This is a genomic window from Erwinia psychrophila (assembly GCF_039023475.1).
Taxonomy (GTDB): Bacteria; Pseudomonadota; Gammaproteobacteria; order Enterobacterales; family Enterobacteriaceae; genus Erwinia.
Map to the genome: position 1 here is coordinate 41,568 of NZ_JBCHVB010000003.1, position 20,184 is coordinate 61,751.

Annotated in this window: 18 protein-coding genes; 6 read left to right on the top strand and 12 right to left on the bottom strand. The window is 58.7% G+C overall.

All coding sequences use genetic code 11. The features are described 5' to 3' along the window. The first annotated feature begins 40 nt into the window (after nucleotides 1-40). Entirely contained in the window at nucleotides 41-1,261 is a 1,221-nt protein-coding gene (gene fabB, locus AAH446_RS09200; RefSeq protein ID WP_342906415.1) for a beta-ketoacyl-ACP synthase I, read from the top strand. 84 nt (nucleotides 1,262-1,345) lie between these two features. Here fabB and AAH446_RS09205 read toward each other — a convergent pair whose 3' ends face one another. The 6 genes from AAH446_RS09205 to AAH446_RS09230 form a co-directional block, all read right to left on the bottom strand. Continuing rightward, entirely contained in the window at nucleotides 1,346-1,948 is a 603-nt protein-coding gene (locus AAH446_RS09205) for an SIS domain-containing protein (protein ID WP_342906416.1), read from the bottom strand. Then, on the bottom strand, nucleotides 1,948-3,582 hold the full coding sequence (locus tag AAH446_RS09210) for an FGGY-family carbohydrate kinase (protein ID WP_342906417.1): 1,635 nt from the start codon (nucleotides 3,580-3,582) through the stop codon (nucleotides 1,948-1,950). Before AAH446_RS09210 ends, AAH446_RS09205 begins: the two co-directional genes overlap by 1 nt. 16 nt (nucleotides 3,583-3,598) lie before the next feature. After that, nucleotides 3,599-4,549, bottom strand: a complete 951-nt coding sequence (locus tag AAH446_RS09215; protein ID WP_342906418.1) for an ABC transporter permease — start codon at nucleotides 4,547-4,549, stop codon at nucleotides 3,599-3,601. Nucleotide 4,550: 1 nt separating this feature from the next. Beyond that, nucleotides 4,551-5,537: an ABC transporter permease gene (locus AAH446_RS09220; RefSeq protein WP_342906419.1), complete on the bottom strand. Its 987-nt coding sequence runs from the start codon at nucleotides 5,535-5,537 to the stop codon at nucleotides 4,551-4,553. Continuing rightward, on the bottom strand, nucleotides 5,530-7,023 hold the full coding sequence (locus AAH446_RS09225; RefSeq protein ID WP_342906420.1) for a sugar ABC transporter ATP-binding protein: 1,494 nt from the start codon (nucleotides 7,021-7,023) through the stop codon (nucleotides 5,530-5,532). The genes AAH446_RS09220 and AAH446_RS09225 overlap by 8 nt, the downstream gene beginning before the upstream one ends. A 75-nt stretch (nucleotides 7,024-7,098) precedes the next feature. Further along, on the bottom strand, nucleotides 7,099-8,085 hold the full coding sequence (locus tag AAH446_RS09230; RefSeq protein ID WP_342906421.1) for an autoinducer 2 ABC transporter substrate-binding protein: 987 nt from the start codon (nucleotides 8,083-8,085) through the stop codon (nucleotides 7,099-7,101). Between the two features lie 683 nt (nucleotides 8,086-8,768). Here AAH446_RS09230 and AAH446_RS09235 point away from each other — a divergent pair. Next, nucleotides 8,769-9,944, top strand: coding sequence for an MFS transporter (locus tag AAH446_RS09235; RefSeq protein WP_342906422.1), 1,176 nt, complete (start codon nucleotides 8,769-8,771; stop codon nucleotides 9,942-9,944). Here the strand turns inward: AAH446_RS09235 and pdxR are convergent. Then, nucleotides 9,938-11,368 carry a MocR-like pyridoxine biosynthesis transcription factor PdxR gene (gene pdxR / locus AAH446_RS09240; RefSeq protein ID WP_342906423.1) on the bottom strand — a complete coding sequence of 477 codons (1,431 nt, stop codon included), beginning with the start codon at nucleotides 11,366-11,368 and terminating at the stop codon, nucleotides 9,938-9,940. The genes AAH446_RS09235 and pdxR overlap by 7 nt on opposite strands. 89 nt (nucleotides 11,369-11,457) lie before the next feature. On the opposite strand from pdxR, the gene AAH446_RS09245 reads away from it, so the two are divergent. Continuing rightward, a complete protein-coding gene (locus AAH446_RS09245; RefSeq protein ID WP_342906424.1) occupies nucleotides 11,458-11,910 on the top strand; it encodes a rhodanese-like domain-containing protein in 453 nt (150 codons plus the stop codon). A gap of 7 nt (nucleotides 11,911-11,917) precedes the next feature. Here the strand turns inward: AAH446_RS09245 and flk are convergent, their stop codons facing one another. From flk to AAH446_RS09265, 4 genes are all read right to left on the bottom strand, one after another. Further along, nucleotides 11,918-12,955 carry a flagella biosynthesis regulator Flk gene (gene flk, locus AAH446_RS09250; protein ID WP_342906425.1) on the bottom strand — a complete coding sequence of 346 codons (1,038 nt, stop codon included), beginning with the start codon at nucleotides 12,953-12,955 and terminating at the stop codon, nucleotides 11,918-11,920. 310 nt (nucleotides 12,956-13,265) lie between these two features. Beyond that, entirely contained in the window at nucleotides 13,266-14,777 is a 1,512-nt protein-coding gene (locus AAH446_RS09255; protein ID WP_342906426.1) for a tripartite tricarboxylate transporter permease, read from the bottom strand. Nucleotides 14,778-14,788: 11 nt separating this feature from the next. Then, entirely contained in the window at nucleotides 14,789-15,220 is a 432-nt protein-coding gene (locus AAH446_RS09260) for a tripartite tricarboxylate transporter TctB family protein (protein ID WP_342906427.1), read from the bottom strand. A 12-nt stretch (nucleotides 15,221-15,232) separates the two neighbouring features. Then, nucleotides 15,233-16,216 (bottom strand): Bug family tripartite tricarboxylate transporter substrate binding protein, encoded by a 984-nt coding sequence (locus AAH446_RS09265; RefSeq protein ID WP_342906428.1) that lies wholly within the window; start codon nucleotides 16,214-16,216, stop codon nucleotides 15,233-15,235. Between the two features lie 118 nt (nucleotides 16,217-16,334). On the opposite strand from AAH446_RS09265, the gene tctD reads away from it, so the two are divergent. Both tctD and AAH446_RS09275 read left to right on the top strand, forming a co-directional pair. Continuing rightward, nucleotides 16,335-17,000: a transcriptional regulator TctD gene (gene tctD / locus AAH446_RS09270; protein ID WP_342906429.1), complete on the top strand. Its 666-nt coding sequence runs from the start codon at nucleotides 16,335-16,337 to the stop codon at nucleotides 16,998-17,000. Continuing rightward, on the top strand, nucleotides 16,997-18,403 hold the full coding sequence (locus AAH446_RS09275) for a sensor histidine kinase (RefSeq protein WP_342906430.1): 1,407 nt from the start codon (nucleotides 16,997-16,999) through the stop codon (nucleotides 18,401-18,403). The genes tctD and AAH446_RS09275 overlap by 4 nt, the downstream gene beginning before the upstream one ends. Here AAH446_RS09275 and AAH446_RS09280 read toward each other — a convergent pair. Continuing rightward, entirely contained in the window at nucleotides 18,360-19,271 is a 912-nt protein-coding gene (locus tag AAH446_RS09280; RefSeq protein WP_342906431.1) for a DMT family transporter, read from the bottom strand. The genes AAH446_RS09275 and AAH446_RS09280 overlap by 44 nt on opposite strands. 101 nt (nucleotides 19,272-19,372) lie before the next feature. Between AAH446_RS09280 and AAH446_RS09285 the strand changes: the two genes are divergently transcribed. Continuing rightward, entirely contained in the window at nucleotides 19,373-20,155 is a 783-nt protein-coding gene (locus AAH446_RS09285; protein ID WP_342906432.1) for an AraC family transcriptional regulator, read from the top strand. Nucleotides 20,156-20,184: the final 29 nt, after the last annotated feature.

Genomic DNA, 20,184 nt, shown 5'->3' on the forward strand with positions numbered 1-20,184 from the left:
TGCTCCTCGAATCCTAATATAAGAAGTGATGAGGTATTGAATGAAACGTGCAGTGATTACTGGCCTGGGTATCGTTTCCAGCATTGGTAATAATCAGGAGGAAGTCCTTGCGTCTCTACGTGAAGGCCGCTCCGGTATTACCTTCTCTCAGGAACTGAAAGATTCGGGCATGCGTAGTCACGTCTGGGGTAACGTTAAGCTGTCCAAAGACGAAATCTCCAGCCTCATCGACCGCAAAGTCCTGCGCTTTATGAGTGATGCGTCCATTTATGCTTATATCTCTATGCTGGAAGCGGTTAAAGATTCCGGCCTGACCGACGAACAGTACCAGAACAACCCGCGCGTGGGTCTGGTGGCAGGTTCCGGCGGCGGTTCACCTTACTATCAGGCAGCCAGCGTTGACGGTATGCGGGCGAAAGGCCTGCGTGGCGTTGGTCCATACATGGTGACCAAAGCGATGGCGTCTGGCGTCTCCGCCTGTCTGGCGACGCCGTTTAAAATTCACGGCGTGAACTACTCTATCAGCTCCGCCTGCGCCACCTCGGCTCACTGTATCGGTAACGCGGTAGAGCAGATCCAGCTGGGCAAACAGGATGTGGTATTTGCCGGCGGCGGTGAAGAACTATGCTGGGAAATGTCCTGTGAGTTCGATGCCATGGGCGCGCTCTCCACCAAGTACAACGAATCTCCGGAAAAAGCGTCCCGTACCTACGACACCAGCCGTGACGGCTTTGTGATTGCAGGCGGCGGCGGTATGGTCGTGGTGGAAGAGCTGGAGCACGCGCTGGCGCGCGGCGCGCATATCTATGCTGAAGTGGTGGGCTACGGCGCAACGTCCGATGGCGCAGATATGGTTGCCCCTTCCGGTGAAGGCGCGATGCGCTGTATGCGTCTGGCGATGCAGGGTGTTGATACGCCAATCGACTACCTGAATACGCACGGCACCTCCACGCCGGTTGGCGACGTGAAAGAGCTGGGCGCGATCCGCGAAGTGTTCAGCGACAGCACGCCAGCCATGTCCGCCACCAAAGCGATGACCGGCCACTCGCTGGGCGCCGCCGGTGTGCAGGAGGCGATCTACTCGCTGCTGATGCTGGAGCACGGTTTCATCGCGCCAAGCATCAATATTGACGAACTGGACCCGGCTGCTGAAGGCCTGAACATCGTCACCAAACCGACCGAACAGGCGCTGAAGACCGTGATGTCCAACAGCTTTGGCTTCGGCGGCACCAACGCCACGCTGGTGATGCGCAAGCTGTAATCACTGCGAAGGTAAGAAAAGGGATGGCCCACTGGGTCATCCCTTTTTTATTGCCCATTTTAGATGGGCAGCCCCACCGGCAGGTTACTCTTCACGTAACAGCTTGCCCACGTTGCCGCCGGGGTGTACGTTCAGTAGCCGATCTTTGCCGAAGCCGCTCTGTGTCATCAGGCCGGGGAGCATGCCGTCAAACAGCGCCAGCACCACCAGAATTGAGGTGGTAGCCAGCATATTAAGCGGGTCTATCTCCTCCACGGGCGGGGTCATCAGCAGATAGTCAGCGGCCCGCGCCAGCCCGGCGTCTGGGTTCTCCGTGACGCAGACCAGAGGCGTTCCTTTGGCCTTAATCGCCGGCAGGAGGCGCCCCAGTTCGTCTGAGTTACCGCCTCTTGAGATCATGATCAGCACGTCATCTTCACGTAAAAAACCGATATCGCCATGGGCCGCATCCGCCGGATTCAGCCAGATCGCGGGCTGCTCAATACAGGCCAGCATATGGGCAATTTTACGCGCCGCAATACCGGAAGTGCCGACGCCGGTAACGGCGATTTTTCCCGGACAGCGGGCCAGCAGATCGCTGACGGCGAGCCACTGCTGGCGATCAACAGTCTTTTCCAGGCTGGCCAGCGTACGGCTGTAAACCTGCCAGCCTGCGCAGGCCTGTTGCCAGGCTTGATCTTCCTTCATTACGCCTCCTGCATCATCTGCCGGTATTTCATGTGGTCATGATACATCTCGCGGAACACCCGATACTTGCGATCGTAATAGCGTTTAATTTCATTGGTCTGCGGCGTAACCGTTTTGCCTGCCCGGCTCATGGCATTCATCGCTTCAGGAAGGGTTCCATACAGCCCTGCGGCTACGGTGCCCATCATCGCGCTTCCCAGCAGCATCGCCTCACTCTCCTCCGGCAGCAGCATGGCGCAGCCGGTGGCGTTGGCATGCTCCTGAACGAACACCGGATTTTTCGTCCCGCCGCCGCTGGCCATAATCGTGTCGATGCTGTAGCCGCTCTGGTTCATGGTTTCGATGATATGCCGGGTACCGAGCGCGATGGCCTGAACCGTGGCGAGATAGTGCAGGGCCATATCCTCCGGCGTGCGGGAAAGTTTCAGGCCGGTCAGTATCCCTGTCAGATTAGGATTGGCGCGCGGTGAACGGTTGCCGTGAAAGTAGGGCAGCATATGGATATCCTGGGTCAGGAAAGCGATCTTTTCCGGCTCTCCCGCCATTTTGCGCAGCAGATCGTTCAGCACTTCATAGATCGTTTTTCCCAGCGATTTACCCTGTTCCCGCAGCTGCGCATAGCAGGGATGCGACTGGATCATATGATCAATCAGCGCGCCGGTCGCAGACTGCCCGCCCTCATTAAGCCAGAAATCGGGCAGCACCGCGGAAAAGTAGGGGCCCCAGACGCCCTTGATAAAGCGGGGCGCGCGGGAAATCGCCATATGACCGGTTGAGGTGCCGCCGATCAGCGCGATACGGCGGTCAAAGTCGGCGTGTTCGCCTGAGGCTCCTGAAGCGCCCAGCGTACCGAGGCTGCCTGCATGGGCGTCAATCACCGACACGCTGACCGCCGTGCCCGGCATCAGGCCCATTTCAGCGGCGGCGCGCTGCGTCAGGCCGTGACCCAGGGGTTCCCCCATCGTTTTCACCTCGCTGCCAATTTTCGCCGCATCGTGCTCCAGCAAATCCTCCAGGCCGATCAGCCGGAAATAGCTCTCATCCCAGCGGTTTTCATGGCCCATATAGGTCCATTTGCACACCAGCGAGCAGAGTGAGCGGGTGGCATCCTGCGTTGCGCGCCAGGTCAGAAAGTCCGGGAGGTCGAAGAGGTGGCCAATATTCTGCCAGCTATTGGGCATGTGCTGCTTCAGCCACAGCAGCTTTGGCGTTTGCATCTCCGGGGAAATCACGCCACCCACGTAATCCAGCACGGGATGCCGGGTCGCATTGATGCGCTCAGCCTGACCGATCGCCCGGTGATCCATCCAGACGATAATATTCTGCTCGCTGCGGCCGGAGGGGCTGACCGTCAACGGCTTTCCTTCTTTATCCAGCACCACGAGCGAGCAGGTTGCATCGAAACCGATACCCTTGATCTGTACCGGATTGATGTTGCTCTGGTTAACGGCATCCCGCACCGACTGGCAAACCGCCTGCCAGATATCGTCTGATGACTGCTCCACAAAATCGGCCTGCGGACGAAACAGCGCAATTTCACGGCTGGCCTGGCCCATCATGCGGCCTTTGCTGTCAAAGATGCCAGCGCGTGCGCTGCCGGTTCCCACATCCACACCCAGATAATAACTCGTCATAGTTAAGCCTCGTCCGTCAGGTTCTGCGATTTTGTAATGCGATAAACAGGATAAGCACGCCGCCCCAGAGGGCCATCGTCAGGTAGCTGCTCACGCCCAGCAGATTCAGTCCGCTTTCCAGCATCTGTAACACAATCAGGGCCAGCACCATGCCGGTGACCCGGCCAAAGCCGCCGTCGGGGTTGACGCCGCCCAGCACTGAGGCAAGGATCGTGATCAGCAGCCAGGATTCGCCATAGCCTGCTTTCGCCGAGTTAAACATCGACATCATTAACAGGGCCGCCCCCCAGCTCAGCAGGGCTGAGAGCACATAAACGGTGACAATCACTCTTGTAGTCGACACGCCGCTGAAACGGGTCGCCTGTTCATTCGAACCGAGCAGATAGATGCTGCGGCCCAGCGTGGTCTGCTCCAGAATGACCCACAGGCCAAAAGCGACCAGCAGAAACAGCAGCAGCGCAAAGGGAATACCGAACAGATCGCCATTGCCAAGAAACTGGATCAGCGGTGGGAAGCCGGAAATCACCGCACCGTTAGTCAGCAGAATATTCAGTCCGGTAATCAGCGTCATGGTGCCCAGCGTGGCGAGAATGGGCGAGACCCCAACAACCGCAATCAGCAAGCCGTTTACCGTACCGATCAGTATCGCCAGCAGCGCGCCAGCCAGCAGGGCCAGCAGCATAAACTGCGGCCCCGGAAAGTGAACGATAATGGCCGCCATCAGCAGCGAGCAGGCGTTAGCGCTGGCAATGATTGACAGATTGATGCCGCCGGTCAGCATAGTCAGCCCCATGCCGAGCGCCAGCAGGCCCAGCACCGGCAGCTGCGTGGCGATCGACTGAAAGTTGCCTGAGCTGAAAAAACGGCCTCCCAGGATCAGGGAAAAGAGTCCCAGCACGACCACAATCATCAGTAGCTGTAGCCGGATAATGCGGTCGCCGGGCACGATTTTAGTGAGCGCGAACATGCTATATCCCCTTCACCAGTTTGCGTTTTTCATTCCACGCGGTGGCGCTGATACCGACCAGAATGATCAGTCCGCTTAACACCGTATGCCAGTAAGATGAGATGGCCATCAGCGTCAGGCCGTTTTGCAGAAACGCCAGCAGCAGGACACCAAGCAGCGTGCCCAGCAGCGAGCCGCGCCCGCCGGTCATACTGGTGCCGCCCAGCACCACGGCGGCGAGCACGGTCAGCTCATAGCCAACGAGCGAGTTGGGTGCAACCGACTGGGTGGTCTGCGCCTGAACGACGGCGGCAACGCCAGCCAGCAGCCCCATATAGCCATAGACATAAAAGTGCAGCCTCAGCAGGTTCATACCCAGCCGGGAGGCCGATTCGCGGTTGCCGCCCATGGCGTAAATCTGCCTGCCCAGTCGGGTATAGCGCATCAGCACCCCGGTGAAGATAAACACCGCCAGCAGGGTGAGAAGGGGCAGCGTCAGGCCATATTCATAACCGTCAGCGGCGGTGAACGAGAACCAGTTGATGCCGTTCATAAACCAGTCCGGAAAGCCGTAAAGCCAGGTGCCGTTGGTAAACCAGACCAGCAGGCCATAAAACAGGTTTAGCGTGGCGATAGTGATAATGATGGCGGGGACACGCAGAAAGTAGACCAGCGCGCCGTTAATCAGCCCAAGCGCCAGGCCGCAGCCCATGGCGATGGCGAAAACCATCGGGAAACTGCCGCCGTGCGCCAGCATGACGCTGGCCATCACGTACTGGGCAATCGCCGTCATCGCCGGAAAGGAGATATCAATGCCGCCCGCAATCAGGACCACAAACAGGCCGCAGGCGAGGATGCCCAGGATGGCATAGCTGGTGGCGACATCGGTGAGATTTCCCAGCGTCAGAAACTCACCGGTGCGCAGGCTCAGACCCAGCGCGAGCAGCAGGATCAGCATGCCGAGCCAGAATTCATGATGGCTTACCAGATGACGCAGTTTTTTATTCATTGACCACCCCGGCAATCTCCTCTTCCCGGCACTGATGTGGAGCAAAGCTGGCCACAAGCTCACCTTTGCGCATTACCAGCACCCGATGGCTGTTGTACCAGGCTTCCGGGATCTCATCGCAGATCATCAGCACCGCCATGCCGGAATCGGCCAGATCGCGGGCGATGCGGTAAATCCCTTCTTTGTTAGCGATATCCACCCCGACGGTGGGCGAGTCAAGAATCAGCACCCTTGGCCGTGTGGCGACCCATTTGCCGATGGCCACGCGCTGGGCATTGCCGCCGGAGAGCGTCTGTACCGGCAGCTGGCTGTCTGACACTTTGATATTCAGCTGCCGGATCAGCGTGGCGACCCGATCGCGAGCCTTATGGCGGTCGAGTAGCCCGATGCGGTTATGCAGGCGAGGAAAGATCGGCACCAGCAGGTTATCGAAAATTGACTGCTGCATAATCAGTCCGTGGGTCTGCCGATCCTCGGAAACGTAGGCAATACCATGGCGTATGGCATCGCGATTACTGCGCAGTTTTACCGGCAGGCCTTCAATACAAATTTCGCCGCTGTCAGGGCGGGTCATGCCAAACAGCGACAGACACAGCTCGGTGCGGCCGGCGCCAAGCAGTCCCACAATGGAAAGAATTTCTCCGCCCCGCAGGCTGAGATTCACTGACTGATACTCGCCTTTGCGCGTCAGATTCCTGACTTCCAGCAGTGGCGTTTCGCTGCTGTCGGCGCGATGAGGGAGATGGCTGAAGGCAAAACGCTGCCCGGTCATCAGGAAAGCGAGCTCGTCGCTGTCCAGCTCGCTGGCGGGCCAGGTGCCGACCAGCTTGCCGTCGCGCATGACGCTGATGCGATCGGCCACTTCCATCACTTCGTCCAGCTTATGACTGACAAAGACCACGCAGAGTCCCGCCGCTTTCAGCTCGTTGACCACCCGCAGCAGTCCATTGACTTCATGGCGTGTCAGCGAGGCAGTAGGCTCATCCATAATTACCAGGCTGGCATCGGCAGCCAGCGCGCGGCAGATTGCCACCAGCTGTCTGTCAGCGATGGAAAGTTTTTCGACCTTACGATCGGGATCGAGGGTCACGCCGATACGCTGCATGGTCCGGACAGCCAGGTCGCGCATCGCCCTCCGACGGACCCAGAAGCCGCCGCCGGGAAGATAACGATGCACCGCGATGTTCTCCGCGACGGTCAGGTTAGGAAATAGCGAGAGATCCTGATAAATCACCTGTACGCCGTAAAACGCCGAGAGCGAGGGCGAAAGATGGGGGAAAAGCTTACCCTGAATACCAATATGCGCCCCTTTATCGGGATGGTAGACGCCGGAAATCACTTTAATCAGCGTGCTTTTCCCGCAGCCATTCTGTCCGGCCAGGCAATGAACTTCCCCTTTATTCAGGGTCAGCGTGACGTTATCCAGCGCCAGAACGCCGGGAAACGATTTGCTGATATGTTCAAGCGAGATAAAAGGTTGTGACATACAGATGCTCCTCAGATGTGGCATTGCCGCAGGCCGGGCCGAGGGTTAAGCCTGCGGCAAATCTTTTGTATGCACTCAGAAGCCGAGCGTTTTGGCGTTATCTTTGGTGACTTCCAGTATCCGGTTAAAGCGAATCACGTGGTTTTGCATATCCACATCAGCCTTACCCAGTCCTTCAATGGTCAGGCTGTCATCCACTTCTTTGCCGTCGAGAATCTGGTCAGCCAGGCTCACCAGGGCAAAGCCCGCATCTTTCGGATCCCAGAGCAGCACTTTCTTGATATCGCCGCTGGCGAGATAAGGGGCAGCCTGGGCGGGCATGGCGATGCCGACCACGGTGATTTTGTTTTTCGCCCTTTTACTTTTTACCGCCTGTCCGGCGCCAATCGGCCCCAGCGAACCAAAGCCAATAATTCCCTTGAGATCGGGCCAGGTCCGCATCAGATCTAGCGTGGTGGCGTAAGATTTATCGATGCTTTCGGCGACCGGCAGACGGGAGGTAACTTCATGCATATCGGGGTACTTCTTTTTCTGCCAGGCGATAGCGGCGTCTGCCCAGGCGTTATGCAGAGGGACGGTCAGGGAGCCGACGTAAATGGCGTAGCCGCCTTTGCCACCCATCGCGGCGGCCAGCTCATCCATGTTCTTTTCGGCATACTTCTGGCTGTCGATGGTTTCCACATCCCACTGACCGACAGACCGTTCGGGAGATTCATGCGTCAGCACCACGATGCCCTGGTCGCGCGCTTTTTTCAGCACCGGCTCCAGCACTTTTGCATCATTAGGAACCACGATGATGGCATCGACTTTTTTAGCTATCAGATCCTCAATCACTTTTACCTGTTGTGCCGGATCGGGCGTTGAGCCGCCGACCTGATAAGCATTGACGTCGAGCCTGGTCGCCGCTTCTTCCACGCCGACCGCCATGCGGGTGAACCACGGAATACCGGTAACTTTTGCGACAACGGCGATCTCATGCTTTTCTGCTGCGAAGGAGGGTGCGGTAAATAGCATGCATGCAGAAACCACACATGCATTGAGTAATGCGAGGTTAAATTTCATAGCAGTACCTTTATTATTGAGCGGCAAGTCCGCTGTGTTGCCCGCTGGTGCTGGCTGAGTCTGGTTGGTTAAGGTATGGCCTGAGCCACAGGGGCACGATAGCAAGCGCCTGTCACCACGCGAGCATTAAAGTTAATAAAATGTGACATGTAATTATTTAGGTAAATATTTGTGGGTTATTTTGTTAATTAATTGTGTTTTTCGGCGGGTTGTTGGGAAAATTACATCATGCATAGTTGGATTTAAGTTTTAATTTTGTTAATTAATAACAAGTAATTAACATTATTCTCTTCGGCAGCTCGCGTTGACTATTTTCCGCATGTGCAGGCTTAATAAACGGCTGTTCAAAAGTGAAAAGCGTGAAGGGTATCCCTCTCTTATCACTGACAGCCGCCCGTTTAGCCTGAAGATATGAAAGCCTTTTCCGTAATTCAGTTACAGAGACTGTTTTCATCAGATACTGGCTCATCAGGCAGACGTATGATGGCGTGCACCCTGACATTCCGGATGATGAATTGACGGCTTAAGGGCTTTCCACCACAATCTGCGGTTCGGTATTCCCTCAACATTAATGATCTACGCGGATAAATCCTGAGACGTGCATTTCGCCTGCTGCCTGTACGGTAGCGATGCCGGATGCCTCACGCTGGCGTAGTACTTATCATCAAGGAGAAACGTGACTTATGGCCCCGGTCACTGATGGCGCTTCGGCGAAGGCCACGGCCTCGCTGGCCACTATTTCATTTGCCGTATTTCTGACCTACCTCACCGCCGGGCTCGCCTTGCCGGTGATCCCGCTTTTTGTGCATCAGGAACTGGGCCTGAGCAATGTGATGGTGGGGCTGGCCGTAGGCGTTCAGTTCTTCGCCACGCTGCTGACGCGGGGCTATGCTGGCAGGCTGGCCGATCAGCGCGGCGCAAAACGCTCCACGTTACAGGGCATGCTCGCCTGTGCCGTGGTGGGCCTGACCTATCTGCTGGCGGCGACGCTGCCTTTACCGGTGATGGGAAAGTTTGCGCTGCTGCTGGCGGGCAGGCTGCTGCTGGGCTTTGGTGAAAGCCAGCTGCTGACCGGCAACCTCGCCTGGGGATTAGGGCTGGTGGGGCCGAAACGCTCCGGGCGCGTGATGTCCTGGAACGGCATGGCGATTTACGGCGCGCTGGCGGCAGGCGCACCGCTCGGCCTGCTTCTGCACGATCGCTGGGGCTTTATGGCGATGGGCGGCGCCATTATGGTGCTGCCGCTGATAGCCCTGTTATTTAACGGCTGGGTAAAGCCGGTACCGGCGCATCCCGGCGTCCGTCCTTCACTCAAAACGGTCATCGGGCAGATCCTTTCGCCGGGCTGTGCGCTTGCTTTACAGGGGGTTGGCTTTGCGGTGATCGGGACGTTCACCTCGCTCTGGTTTGCCAGCCAGCAGTGGGGGAATGCCGGTTTTGCCCTGACGGCGTTTGGCTTCGCCTTCGTGCTGATGCGCATCCTGTTTGGCTGGATGCCGGATCGTCTCGGTGGCGTACGGGTCGCCCTCATCTCGCTCGCCATTGAGGCGACGGGCCTGCTGGTACTTGGCGTTGCGGAAAGCGGAGAGATGGCGCTGGCGGGCGCTGCGCTGACCGGCTGCGGCTGTTCGCTGGTATTTCCGGCGCTCGGTGTCGAAGTGGTTAAGCGCGTTGCGCCCCAGGTCAGGGGCACGGCGCTGGGCGGATTCGCGGCCTTTCAGGATATCGCTTACGGCGCCAGCGGGCCGCTGACCGGCATACTGGCGACCTCGTTCGGCTATAGCGCTGTTTATCTCACCGGCGCTGCCTGCGCCTTGTTGGGCATGGTGGTCACCCTGATTTTCATCCGCCGTCAGTAGCTGAGGCGCGACAGCTTATTTACGGCCTGGACGATCTCCGTCCGCTGAAGGGCGGAGAACCCTAAAAGCCAGCCTTCCTGCTGCGGCGTTCCGGCATAAAGCGGGGAGAGGCGGGGTAAAACCAGCCCGGCTGCCCGCGCTTCTTCCGTCAGCCTCTGCTCGCCCCCTTTTGGCAGCGTCACGGTCACCTGTAAACCGCACCCCTGGCTGAGGGGGAGAAGATTTCCCGCCAGCTTAGTTTCCAGTTCAGTCAGTAAAAGTTCGCGGCGGCTGGCGTACAATTTGCGCATCAGCCGCAGATGGGCCTGGAAGTAGCCGTTATGGATAAAATCTGCCGTAACGGCCTGCACGATCTGTGCGCTGTGACCATCCATCACGCTGCGTAACCGGCAGAGCGGTTCAACCAGCGCCGGGGGCACAACCAGATAGGCCAGCCTGAGGGAAGGAAAGAGGGCTTTGGAAAAGGTGCCTAGATAGATCGTTCGTCCGCCTTTATCCAGACCCTGAAGGGCAGGCATCGGCTGCGCATCATAGTAAAACTCACTGTCGTAATCGTCTTCAATCAGCCAGCAGCGCCGGCGGCGGGCATAGTCCAGCCAGGCTAACCGGCGCTGCAGGCTCATCGTGGTGCCGGTGGGATACTGATGCGAAGGCGTCAGGTAAACCAGCCTGGGCGGCGAAGCATCGGGCAGGACCGCGCCCTCGCTGTCGATAGCGATACCGCGTACCGCTGCGCCGGCGCTGATAAACGCATTGCGCGCTCCGGCATAACCTGGCTCCTCAAGCCAGACTTCATCCCCGTCATCGCACAGAAGTAGCGCAATCATCTGTAACGCCTGCTGGGAGCTGGTCAGGATCACAACCTGCTCCGCGTTGCACTGGACGCCGCGGGACTGCGCAAGGTAGCCGGCGACCGCATCACGTAGTGCCGGCAGCCCCTGGGGATCGCCATAACGCATCAGGGCTTCAGAGTGATGGCGCAGCCGCTGATTCATCAGCCGCCGCCAGATGTCATGGGGAAACGCCCGCAGATCGGGTGAACCGGACGCAAAAGCCTGCGGAAACAGCGGATCGCGGCAGCCCCCCGTGGCGACAATCTGCCTTCCCCGGGCGGAAAGCGGAACCTCCACTGAAGGCGGCGTGCGCTTTGCCCGTCGTGGTGGCGGCAGCGAAACGGCCACAAAGGTGCCTTTGCCGCTTTTTCTCAGCAGATAGCCTTCGCTTTCCAGCTGGGCATAGGCGGCCTCAACCGTTACCCGTGACAGGGCAAGATCGGTCGCCATCAGCCGGGAAGAGGGCAGGCGTTCCCCCATGCGAAGCGCGCCGCTGCCGATAAGGCGGCGCAGCGTGACGCAGAGCTTTTCCCGCAGCGTCTGGGCCTGAAGGGAGGTGAACAGTTCAATAATCGGGGCGGCAGGGGACATAGTGGTCTTATCAATGCTCCTGAACAGGTCTTATCACTAAGGCCAGTTGACCCTATCATTGAGCCACCAGTAACTTAAAGGCATTTTTAATGACTCTCTCTTCAGCCGTTTTACAATTTCCCCCACTCAGCGCGCCGCAAAGTGAAGCCTGGCTGCGCAATAAGCTGGCCTGCTATGCGGATGCCTGGGACGTGGCGCAGGATCTGGCAAATGGCATTACCGCGATTGTAGTGATTGATACGCGTTCGGTGGAGCAGTACCGGGCCGGGCATATCTGCGGTGCGGTGAGTTTTCCGCACCGGACAATGGACGCAGAAACGCTGCGGTCGCTCGACCGCGAGAAGGTTTATATCACCTACTGTGACGGCATCGGCTGCAACGGTTCAACCAAAGGCGCCTGGAAGCTGGCCGCTGCGGGTTTCCGCGTCAAGGAGCTGATTGGCGGGCTGGACTTCTGGCGGCGCGACGCTCATCCGGTCACGCAGGGGGAAGCGCAGGGAGAATGGCCCTTAACGTCTGCGTTAACCGGCTGCGGTTGCTAAAGCGCGATCAGAGGAAAATCCACATCAGGAAGATCACCAGCACCAGCACCGCGAACACGGTGAAGACTGGACGGTTGACTATCGGTTGCAGCACCTGCGGCACATAGCCAAACAGCGGTGCCGCAATCGGGTGAGGGTTGATGTCGCTCTCTGCCAGCGGCTGTTCACGCAGCCTTTCGGCACGGCGGGCAAACAAGAGATTAAGCAGATCCTGCGCCTGGGCGGAGGTCAGCAGGGCCTGAGGCGGCAGCTGAAAGCGCTGCTGGCTGGCATCTTCCAGCATCTGCTGTTCGCTGGGGTCTGGCGGAACTTTCAGCGAGGAAAGTAGCAGAGGCAGCGTCGGTGCGGTGTGCTGGTTAAGCGTCTGGCTGACGTGCAGATACTGGGTCAGCAGCGGGAAGAAGCGTGAGGGGATCGGATCGCCGCTGTGCAGATTAACCACTTTCAGCACCGTGCTCCAGAGTTTGACCGGCTGCTCACCGGTAGTGGCCGCGAGCCGCGAGATCTGCTGGTTAAGCGTATGGTGTTCCGCCGGCAGCAGCGTGCGATCGGTAATGCGATTCTGCTGAGGCTGAGGAATCGCCATCTGTCCGTTTTTCAGCATGGTCAGCACCTGACGCATCTGATCGGGATTCAGCGAGCTGAGGACGGTATGACCAAATTGCTGACGGATAAAATCGCTGACCGCCTGGCGATTATTTCCGGCAGGCAGCAGATCGCTGAGCTGCTGGAACAGCTGACGGGTGGCGTGGGTGTTCTGTACCTGCGCAAGGCGGCCGTTCAGGAACTGCTCGGCGGCCGGAAAGTGGCGGGAAAGCAGGCCGGCATCATTTTTAACGCCCACTTCGTGACGCAGGCCAGCCCACAGCTCCGGTGACTTCAGGTTGCTCAATGACATGATTTTGACAATCAGCCTTTCAAGCGTGGTGCGCTGTGCTGGCGTCAGCGGCTGATCGCCCGGCGCGGCGCGGGTGAGGCCCGTCTGGGCATCCACCGCAGGACGATCGCCGGGGACAGGCGTGCCGGGGCCACTGAGAGGTTGCATGGCAAAGATCCTTAACAAAAGGGCAAATCCGGGGCCGCCGGAAAAAGATGATTCACTATGATAACAATCCCGCCCTGCGATAGGTAGTGGCGGCGGGGCTGGTGGGGGCAATTATTTTAGACGGGGAAAAAGAAAAAGGCCGGTAAAACCGACCCCAGGCAGGAAATTTGGGTAAAGCGCAGGAAAAACGGTGGGGAAGGAATACCTTCCGCACCTGAAAAAGCGCTGAAGGCAGGGCCAGAAACGACGTAATGACGAAAGGATCAGCCGGCCCGGGCAGCGTCTTCACGCGCGCAGGCCGGTAAGCGTTTTAATCCGCAACGGTCGGGATCGGCTTGCGCCTGCGCTGACAGCGTTTCCAGATAAAGGGCACCACCAGAATCGCGACCGCCAGCACCAGTAATACCTTACTGATTGAACTTTCCCACAGAATCGGCAGATTACCGTTACTGATCGAGAGGGCGCGACGAAGGTTCTGCTCCAGCATTTCCCCCAGCACGAAGCCCAGAATCAGCGGCGACATGGGGAACTCCATTTTACGCAGGATATACCCAAAGACCCCAAGCCCCACCATCAGCAGCAGATCGAACGTCGTGCTGTGTACCGCATAGACGCCGACGGCGGAGATGGCCGCGATGGTCGGCACCAGGAACCACAGCGGGATGGACAGCATTCTGGCGAAGATATTGATCATCGGGATATTCATGATCAGCAGCATGACGTTGCCAATCAGCAGTGCGGCAATCAGTCCCCAGACAATATCGGGCTGTTCGGTAAACATTGCCGGGCCCGGCGTGATGTTATAGAGCGTCAGCGCTCCCACCATCACCGCCGTCGTACCCGAACCGGGGATCCCCAGCGTCAGCATCGGAATAAACGACCCGCAGGCAGAGGCATTGTTGGCCGCTTCCGGCGCCGCCACGCCGCGGATATCGCCTTTGCCGAAGGTGTCACCCCCGCTGATTTTCTTCTCGCCCATATAGGCGATGGCGCTGGCAATGGTGGCCCCTGCGCCCGGCAGAATACCGACGAAAAAGCCGACAAAGGCGCTGCGGAAAGTGGCACCGGCACAGTGCGCCGCCTCTTTCAGGTTAAACATCATTCGCCCGCTGGCCCGCACCGCTTTCTGTCCGCTGCGGGTGGACTCCAGCATCAGCAAAATTTCACTGACCGAGAAAAGCCCAATCACCACCACCACAAACTGAATGCCGTCCGACAGATGGACGCTGTTAAAAGTAAAGCGATAGACGCCGGTATTAGCATCCACGCCGACCGTCGCCATGCCGAGCCCAATCAGCGCCGCGAGAAAGGATTTCAGCGGGTTCTGGCTCATCATGCTGCCCAGACAGGCAATCGCGAAGACCATCAGCGCGAAATACTCTGCCGGGCCAAAGGCCAGTGACCAGTTCGCCAGGATCGGCGCGAACAGGATGATGCCGAGAATGGCGATGGTTGAGCCGATAAACGAACTGACGGCTGAGATAGAGAGCGCCACGCCCGCCTGGCCTTTTTTCGCCAGCGGATAACCGTCGAGCGCGGTCATAATCGCCCCGGCATCCCCCGGAACGTTAAGCAGAATGGAGGAAATACGTCCGCCATATTCGCAACCGATGTAAACGGTCGCCAGCAAAATCAGCGCGGATTCGGCGGGCAGGTGTAACGCAAAGGCGAGCGGCATCAGAATCGCCACGCCGTTAATCGGGCCCAGACCCGGCAGCAGGCCGACAATGGTGCCGATAAAGCAGCCGATCAGGGCAATCATCAGGTTAGTCGGCGTCAGAGCGACCGCGAACCCCTGCATCAGAAACGACCAGGTTTCCATGATGTTCTCCGTTAGCTCAGCCAGCGGCCGAGCGGTAAAGTCACTTCCAGCAGGCGGTCAAAGGCATAAAACAGCGCCACGCCCATAATTACGCCGGAGATTGCCGCCGCCCACCAGCGTGCGCCGAACAGCATACCCACGCCGAAGGTCAGTAAAATAGTGGCAACCGGAAAACCAAGGCTTTCAAACAGGATGCCGTAGGCGAAAAGAATGACGATCAGAGCCAGCAGGCGCCAGAGCGTATTGCGTGACGGCCAGTGAATGCTGTCCGGTTTGCGCAGCAGCAGGCAGATTGCACAGAACGCCATCAGGCCGAGAATGATCATCGGGAACGGCCTCGGGCCGACCGGCTCATAGCTGTAGTCGCTATGGATATCCCAGCCGATAATCAATCCGGCCACGCAAAGTGCCAGCCAGACAGCAGCAAAAATACGATCGCTCATGGCGCGCTCCTCTTATTTTGCCAGGCCGAAAGATTTTGCTTTTTCGCGGTAATCGACCACCTGTTTTTTCACATAAGTATCCAGCTCTTTGCCGAACATATTGAATTCAAACAGGCCGCGGAGATCGCGCTGACGTTTAAAGTCATCGGTGGCGACCAGCTTTTTAAAGGCGTCTTCCCACCACTGATACTCAGCATCGCTGACTTTCGGTCCGAGGTAGAAGCCGCGAATAACCGGCCATTCAACATCAAAGCCCTGCTCTTTAGCGGTTGGCACCTCGCTCAGCTTACCTTCGAGACGTTTGGGGGCCATCACGGCCAGAACGCGAATTTTGCCGCCTGCCAGATGAGGGACCATTTCGCTCATATCCCCTGAGACCACCTGAATATGGTTGCCCAGCAGTGCGGTAACGGGTTCGCCGCCGCCCTCAAAGGCGACATAGCGCATTTTGCGCGGATCGATTTTCGCTTCACGTGCCAGCAGAGCCGTTTTCATCCAGTCCTGGCTGCCGATAGAAGCGCCTGCGCCGACCACGACTTTATTAGGATCGGCCTTCATCGCCGCCATCAGCTCTTGCAGATTTTTATAAGGCGAATCGGCGCGCACGGCGATCATGCCGTAGTCGGTTCCCACCGCCGCCAGCCACCTCACATCATCCACGTCATAGCGGCCAAATTTGCCCTGAGAAAGATTCAGCAGGGAGCCGCCGGAGAAAGCCACAACGGTCCCCGCTTCTGCCGGGCGCTGCGCCACAATGGCGTTATACGCAACCGCGCCCACGCCGCCTGGCATGTAGGTCACACGCATCGGGGATTCAATCTGCTTCGTTTCCTGGAGAGAAACCTGAAGAAGTTTACAGGTTAAATCGAAGCCGCCGCCGGGTTTGGCCGGCGCGATGCACTCCGTGCGGGAGGGCGCTTCAACGGCCATCGCCGGTTGAGCAATCAGGGCCAGCAGCAGGCTCGCCAGCGCGGTACGGGTTATCGTTTTCATCATTTGCTCCGTTATTTTCTTCCAGAGTGTGAACCTCCCCGTAATATGGGGGTTATGAAATTGTTAAAACATAAAGCTTTCATTTACCTTTCAGCCTTCGGATAAAGTGACAGGATGTGATATGCGTCTCTTACTGGTAGAAGATACGGCCGAGCTGGCCTGCTGGTTACAAAAAGCGCTGACGCAGGCTGGCTTTGCGGTTGACTGGATTGCAGATGGCCTGGCGGCGGACCAGGTTTTGCAGACGGAGCAGTACGGTCTGGTACTGCTGGATATCTCCTTGCCCCGGCTGGACGGGCTGGCGCTGCTGGCAAGGATTCGTAAGCGCGGGCAGGGCGTGCCTGTCCTGCTGCTGACGGCCCGGACGGACGTTGCCGATCGGGTACGCGGGCTTAATCTCGGGGCGGATGATTACCTGACCAAGCCCTTTGAGCTGGAGGAGCTTGAGGCGAGGATCCGGGCGCTGCTGCGTCGCAGCCAGGGGCAGTCGCAGGGGATTCAGGTCTTTGGCGAGCTGATTTTTCATGACGAGGGCTATTTTGAGCTTCAGCACAAGCCGCTGCCGCTGACGCCGCGTGAAGCCAGCGTGCTTTCCACACTGATGCAGCGCCGGGGCCGTCCGGTTTCCCGGCAGCAGCTTTATGAGCAGACGTTTACCCTGGCGGACGAGGCCAGTCCGGAAAGTATTGAACTCTACATCCATCGCGTGCGCAAAAAACTGCTGGGCAGCAACGTTTCCATCGTCACGCTGCGTGGCCTGGGCTACAGCCTGGAGTGTCTCTCTTGAAACGCGTCCTGCTGCGGCGCCAGCTGCTGCTGTGGCTGGGGCTGCCGCTGGCGCTGCTGTGGGGGCTGTCGGTCTATACGCACTACGCCAGCGCGCTCCATGCCGCGACGCAGGCGTACGATCGCTCGCTACTCGCCTCGGCCAGGATCGTGGCCGAGCGGCTGCGGGTCAACGAGGGACAGCTTGAGGTGGACGTTCCCTGGGTGGTGCTGGACAGCTTTGAGCGCAATATGAATGACCGGCTTTTTTATCAGGTCATCTCCCCTCAGGGCAAAACGCTGTCAGGCTATGACGACCTCCCTCCCATTCCGGACAAGGCGCCTTTGTCAAAACTTTATCCGGCGCTGGTGCACTTTTATGATGCCGCCTATAACGGTCTGCCTATCCGCGTCGCCGCGCTCTGGCAGCCGGTTAATGAAGAAGGCGTGGAGGGCATGGCGCTGATCCTGGTGGCCGAAACGCTGACGTCACGGGAGGCGTTTGCCCACCAGCTGCTCGATACCGCGCTGCTGAGTCAGGGCGGTCTGGTACTGATCACGCTGCTGCTGGCCAGCGGCATGTTGCGGAAGATCCTGCGGCCTCTGCGGCAGCTCTCCCGGCTGATGCTACAGCGCGATCCGGCGGATTTAACGCCGCTGCCCATGGTGCTGCCCTGGTATGAAATGCAGCCGCTGATGCTGGCGGTCAATCGCTACATCGAGCGGCTGAACGCCATGATTGCCCGGCAGCAGCGCTTCAGCGCGGATGCCTCTCACCAGCTGCGCACCCCGCTGACCGTGCTGAAAACGCAGGTGGCGGTGGCGCTGAAAAGCGAGCGGCCTGAAAACTGGCGGGAAAGCCTGGTGGCGATGCGCACCACCGTTGATGACATGATCCTGCTGACGGACCGGTTGCTGCATCTTTCTCGGCTGCGTGCCACGCTGCCGCATGAAGTCCCGCAGCTTATCGATCTGGCGGTACTGGCGAAAGAATCCTGCCTCTCACTCTATGCACAGGCCCGCGCAAAGCAGATCGACCTGGGCTATGAAGGCGAAGAGCGTTCTCAGGTGAAAGGGGACGGCAAGTTGCTCAGCGAGCTGTGCGCCAATCTGATCGATAATGCCATCAAATACACCCCCACTGGCGGCACGGTAACCGTCAGCGTGCGCGAGGGCGTATTAAGAGTGGAGGACAGCGGGCCGGGCATCGCCACCGCCGATCGGCAGCAGGCGATGCAGCCTTTCAACCGGCTGGATGGCTCAGGTACGGCCGGCGCCGGTCTCGGGCTGGCGCTGGTCCGGGATATTGCGCAGTGGCACGGCACCAGTGCTGAACTGCATGAGAGCCCGACACTGCACGGGCTGATGGTGCTCGTCGCCTTTACGTCCCAGGATCGTTTTCCAGCGGCGGCGACGCACGTCTGAAGCGTAGTGGCGTACGCAGCCGCTGCGCCAGAATCACCCCAGTCAGCGTTACCCCGCCGCCGATATAGTGATAGCTGTGCAACGTTTCGTGAAGAAACAGTACTGCGATAATGGCGGTAAAAATCGGCGCCAGGTTCATAAAGATGGAAGCCGTATTGGCGCCCAGGCGCATCACGCCCTGGATCCAGAGATAAGGGGCAATGATGGAGGCGGGGATACCGGCAAACAGGACCAGAGGGATATTGCTAAGGTTAAGCGAAACGTCCTTCGCCATTAAGAAGTTTGGCGTCAGCATCACGACGCCAAAAATCACCTGGACGTAGAGACTCTGCCAGTTGGGCAGGGGCAGCGCCCAGCGTTTGGTCAGCACCCCGTAAAGCGCATAGGAGGTGGAGGCGGCGAGCATCATCAGCTCACCTTTTCCCAGCCCGTGCGTCAGCAGCTGCTGGGGATTGCCCTGGCTGACCAGCCACGCCAGGCCGCAGAATGAGAGCAGACTTCCCGCCACCACGCCGACCGTCGGCGCCATGCGCAGCACCACAATCCCAAGCAGCACCGTCAACAGCGGGATCAGCGCGTTGAGAATTCCCATAAACAGTGCGGTGACGCTGTGCGCCGCGTAGTAGGCGAGGCTCTGATAAAGCACCATACCCAGCAGGCCAAGGATCAGCAGCTGCCACCAGGCCTGGCGGATTTGCTGGCGGTTGCGCCAGGCGCCCGGCAGGACAAAGGGCGTCAGCGTAAGCAGCGCCAGCAGCCAGCGGTAAAAAGAGATCGCTGCCGGATCGATGGCGCCCGCCGAGATTTTGCTGACGATGGCGTTCACTGACCAGATCAATACGGCCAGCAGGGGAAACAGGGAGTTCATGCGGTGACTCAGCTTTGATTAACGAAGCGGGCAGTGTACGCTTGTCGGCTTGCAAACAGATAACGATAAACCGACAACTTCTGGGGCAGACCGGACAGGCTATGATTGAGCAAAAAACCTACTTCTCTCCGCTGGATGCCAATGACCTGCGGTTTTTTTTCCGCTATGAACAGGCCAATGCCCGCACGGAATATCTGCCGCATTCACATCCCTGGGGCCAGGCGATCTTCGTGCGCTGTAATGTTCTGCAAATGCAGGTTGCCGGAGAGCGGCTGCTGACGCCGACCGCCATCCCTATCTGGATCCCACCGCATGTCGAACACGCCAGCTATAACCACCGGCAGGCGCATTTCCACACGCTGAACATCGCTGCCTCACTGTGCGACGGTCTGCCGGAGCGAGCCTGTTTGCTGACGGTCAGCCCCGTTGTTCAGAGCATCATTGAAGATTGTGCGGCCCGTAAGCTGTTGCATCCCGTTTCATCCCCCGACTGGCGGCTGTGTGAAGTCCTGCTGGATCAGCTGCGCCTGGCTGAGGTGCAGCAAAGTTATCTGCCGACCTCCCGGGATAAATACCTGGCGCCGGTGCTGGACGCTCTGGAACAGGATCCTGCCGACAACCGATCGCTTGCCAAGTGGGCGCAGCGCGTTTACACCACCGAACGCACCTTGTCACGGCGCTGCCGCAGCGAACTGGGTATGGCCTTTAGCGAGTGGCGTCAGCGTCTGCGTTTTTTGCATGCCATCTCCCTGCTGGAACAGGGAAAGTCGGTACAGGAAGTGGCGCTGGCGCTCGGCTACAGTTCGGCCTCGGCGATGATCGTCATGTTTCAGCAGCAGTCGGGCACCACGCCGGAGCGTTACCGTCAGCGCGCCCTGACGTAGCGGCCGCATCACGAGGCTTATCCCGCCTG

Excerpts from the sequence above, each read along its gene's own strand:
- fabB (WP_342906415.1), top strand. The coding sequence starts at position 41 with ATGAAACGTGCAGTGATTACTGGCCTGGGTATCGTTTCCAGCATTGGT.
- AAH446_RS09205 (WP_342906416.1), bottom strand. The coding sequence starts at position 1,948 with ATGAAGGAAGATCAAGCCTGGCAACAGGCCTGCGCAGGCTGGCAGGTT.
- AAH446_RS09210 (WP_342906417.1), bottom strand. The coding sequence starts at position 3,582 with ATGACGAGTTATTATCTGGGTGTGGATGTGGGAACCGGCAGCGCACGC.
- AAH446_RS09215 (WP_342906418.1), bottom strand. The coding sequence starts at position 4,549 with ATGTTCGCGCTCACTAAAATCGTGCCCGGCGACCGCATTATCCGGCTA.
- AAH446_RS09220 (WP_342906419.1), bottom strand. The coding sequence starts at position 5,537 with ATGAATAAAAAACTGCGTCATCTGGTAAGCCATCATGAATTCTGGCTC.
- AAH446_RS09225 (WP_342906420.1), bottom strand. The coding sequence starts at position 7,023 with ATGTCACAACCTTTTATCTCGCTTGAACATATCAGCAAATCGTTTCCC.
- AAH446_RS09230 (WP_342906421.1), bottom strand. The coding sequence starts at position 8,085 with ATGAAATTTAACCTCGCATTACTCAATGCATGTGTGGTTTCTGCATGC.
- AAH446_RS09235 (WP_342906422.1), top strand. The coding sequence starts at position 8,769 with ATGGCCCCGGTCACTGATGGCGCTTCGGCGAAGGCCACGGCCTCGCTG.
- pdxR (WP_342906423.1), bottom strand. The coding sequence starts at position 11,368 with ATGTCCCCTGCCGCCCCGATTATTGAACTGTTCACCTCCCTTCAGGCC.
- AAH446_RS09245 (WP_342906424.1), top strand. The coding sequence starts at position 11,458 with ATGACTCTCTCTTCAGCCGTTTTACAATTTCCCCCACTCAGCGCGCCG.
- flk (WP_342906425.1), bottom strand. The coding sequence starts at position 12,955 with ATGCAACCTCTCAGTGGCCCCGGCACGCCTGTCCCCGGCGATCGTCCT.
- AAH446_RS09255 (WP_342906426.1), bottom strand. The coding sequence starts at position 14,777 with ATGGAAACCTGGTCGTTTCTGATGCAGGGGTTCGCGGTCGCTCTGACG.
- AAH446_RS09260 (WP_342906427.1), bottom strand. The coding sequence starts at position 15,220 with ATGAGCGATCGTATTTTTGCTGCTGTCTGGCTGGCACTTTGCGTGGCC.
- AAH446_RS09265 (WP_342906428.1), bottom strand. The coding sequence starts at position 16,216 with ATGATGAAAACGATAACCCGTACCGCGCTGGCGAGCCTGCTGCTGGCC.
- tctD (WP_342906429.1), top strand. The coding sequence starts at position 16,335 with ATGCGTCTCTTACTGGTAGAAGATACGGCCGAGCTGGCCTGCTGGTTA.
- AAH446_RS09280 (WP_342906431.1), bottom strand. The coding sequence starts at position 19,271 with ATGAACTCCCTGTTTCCCCTGCTGGCCGTATTGATCTGGTCAGTGAAC.
- AAH446_RS09285 (WP_342906432.1), top strand. The coding sequence starts at position 19,373 with ATGATTGAGCAAAAAACCTACTTCTCTCCGCTGGATGCCAATGACCTG.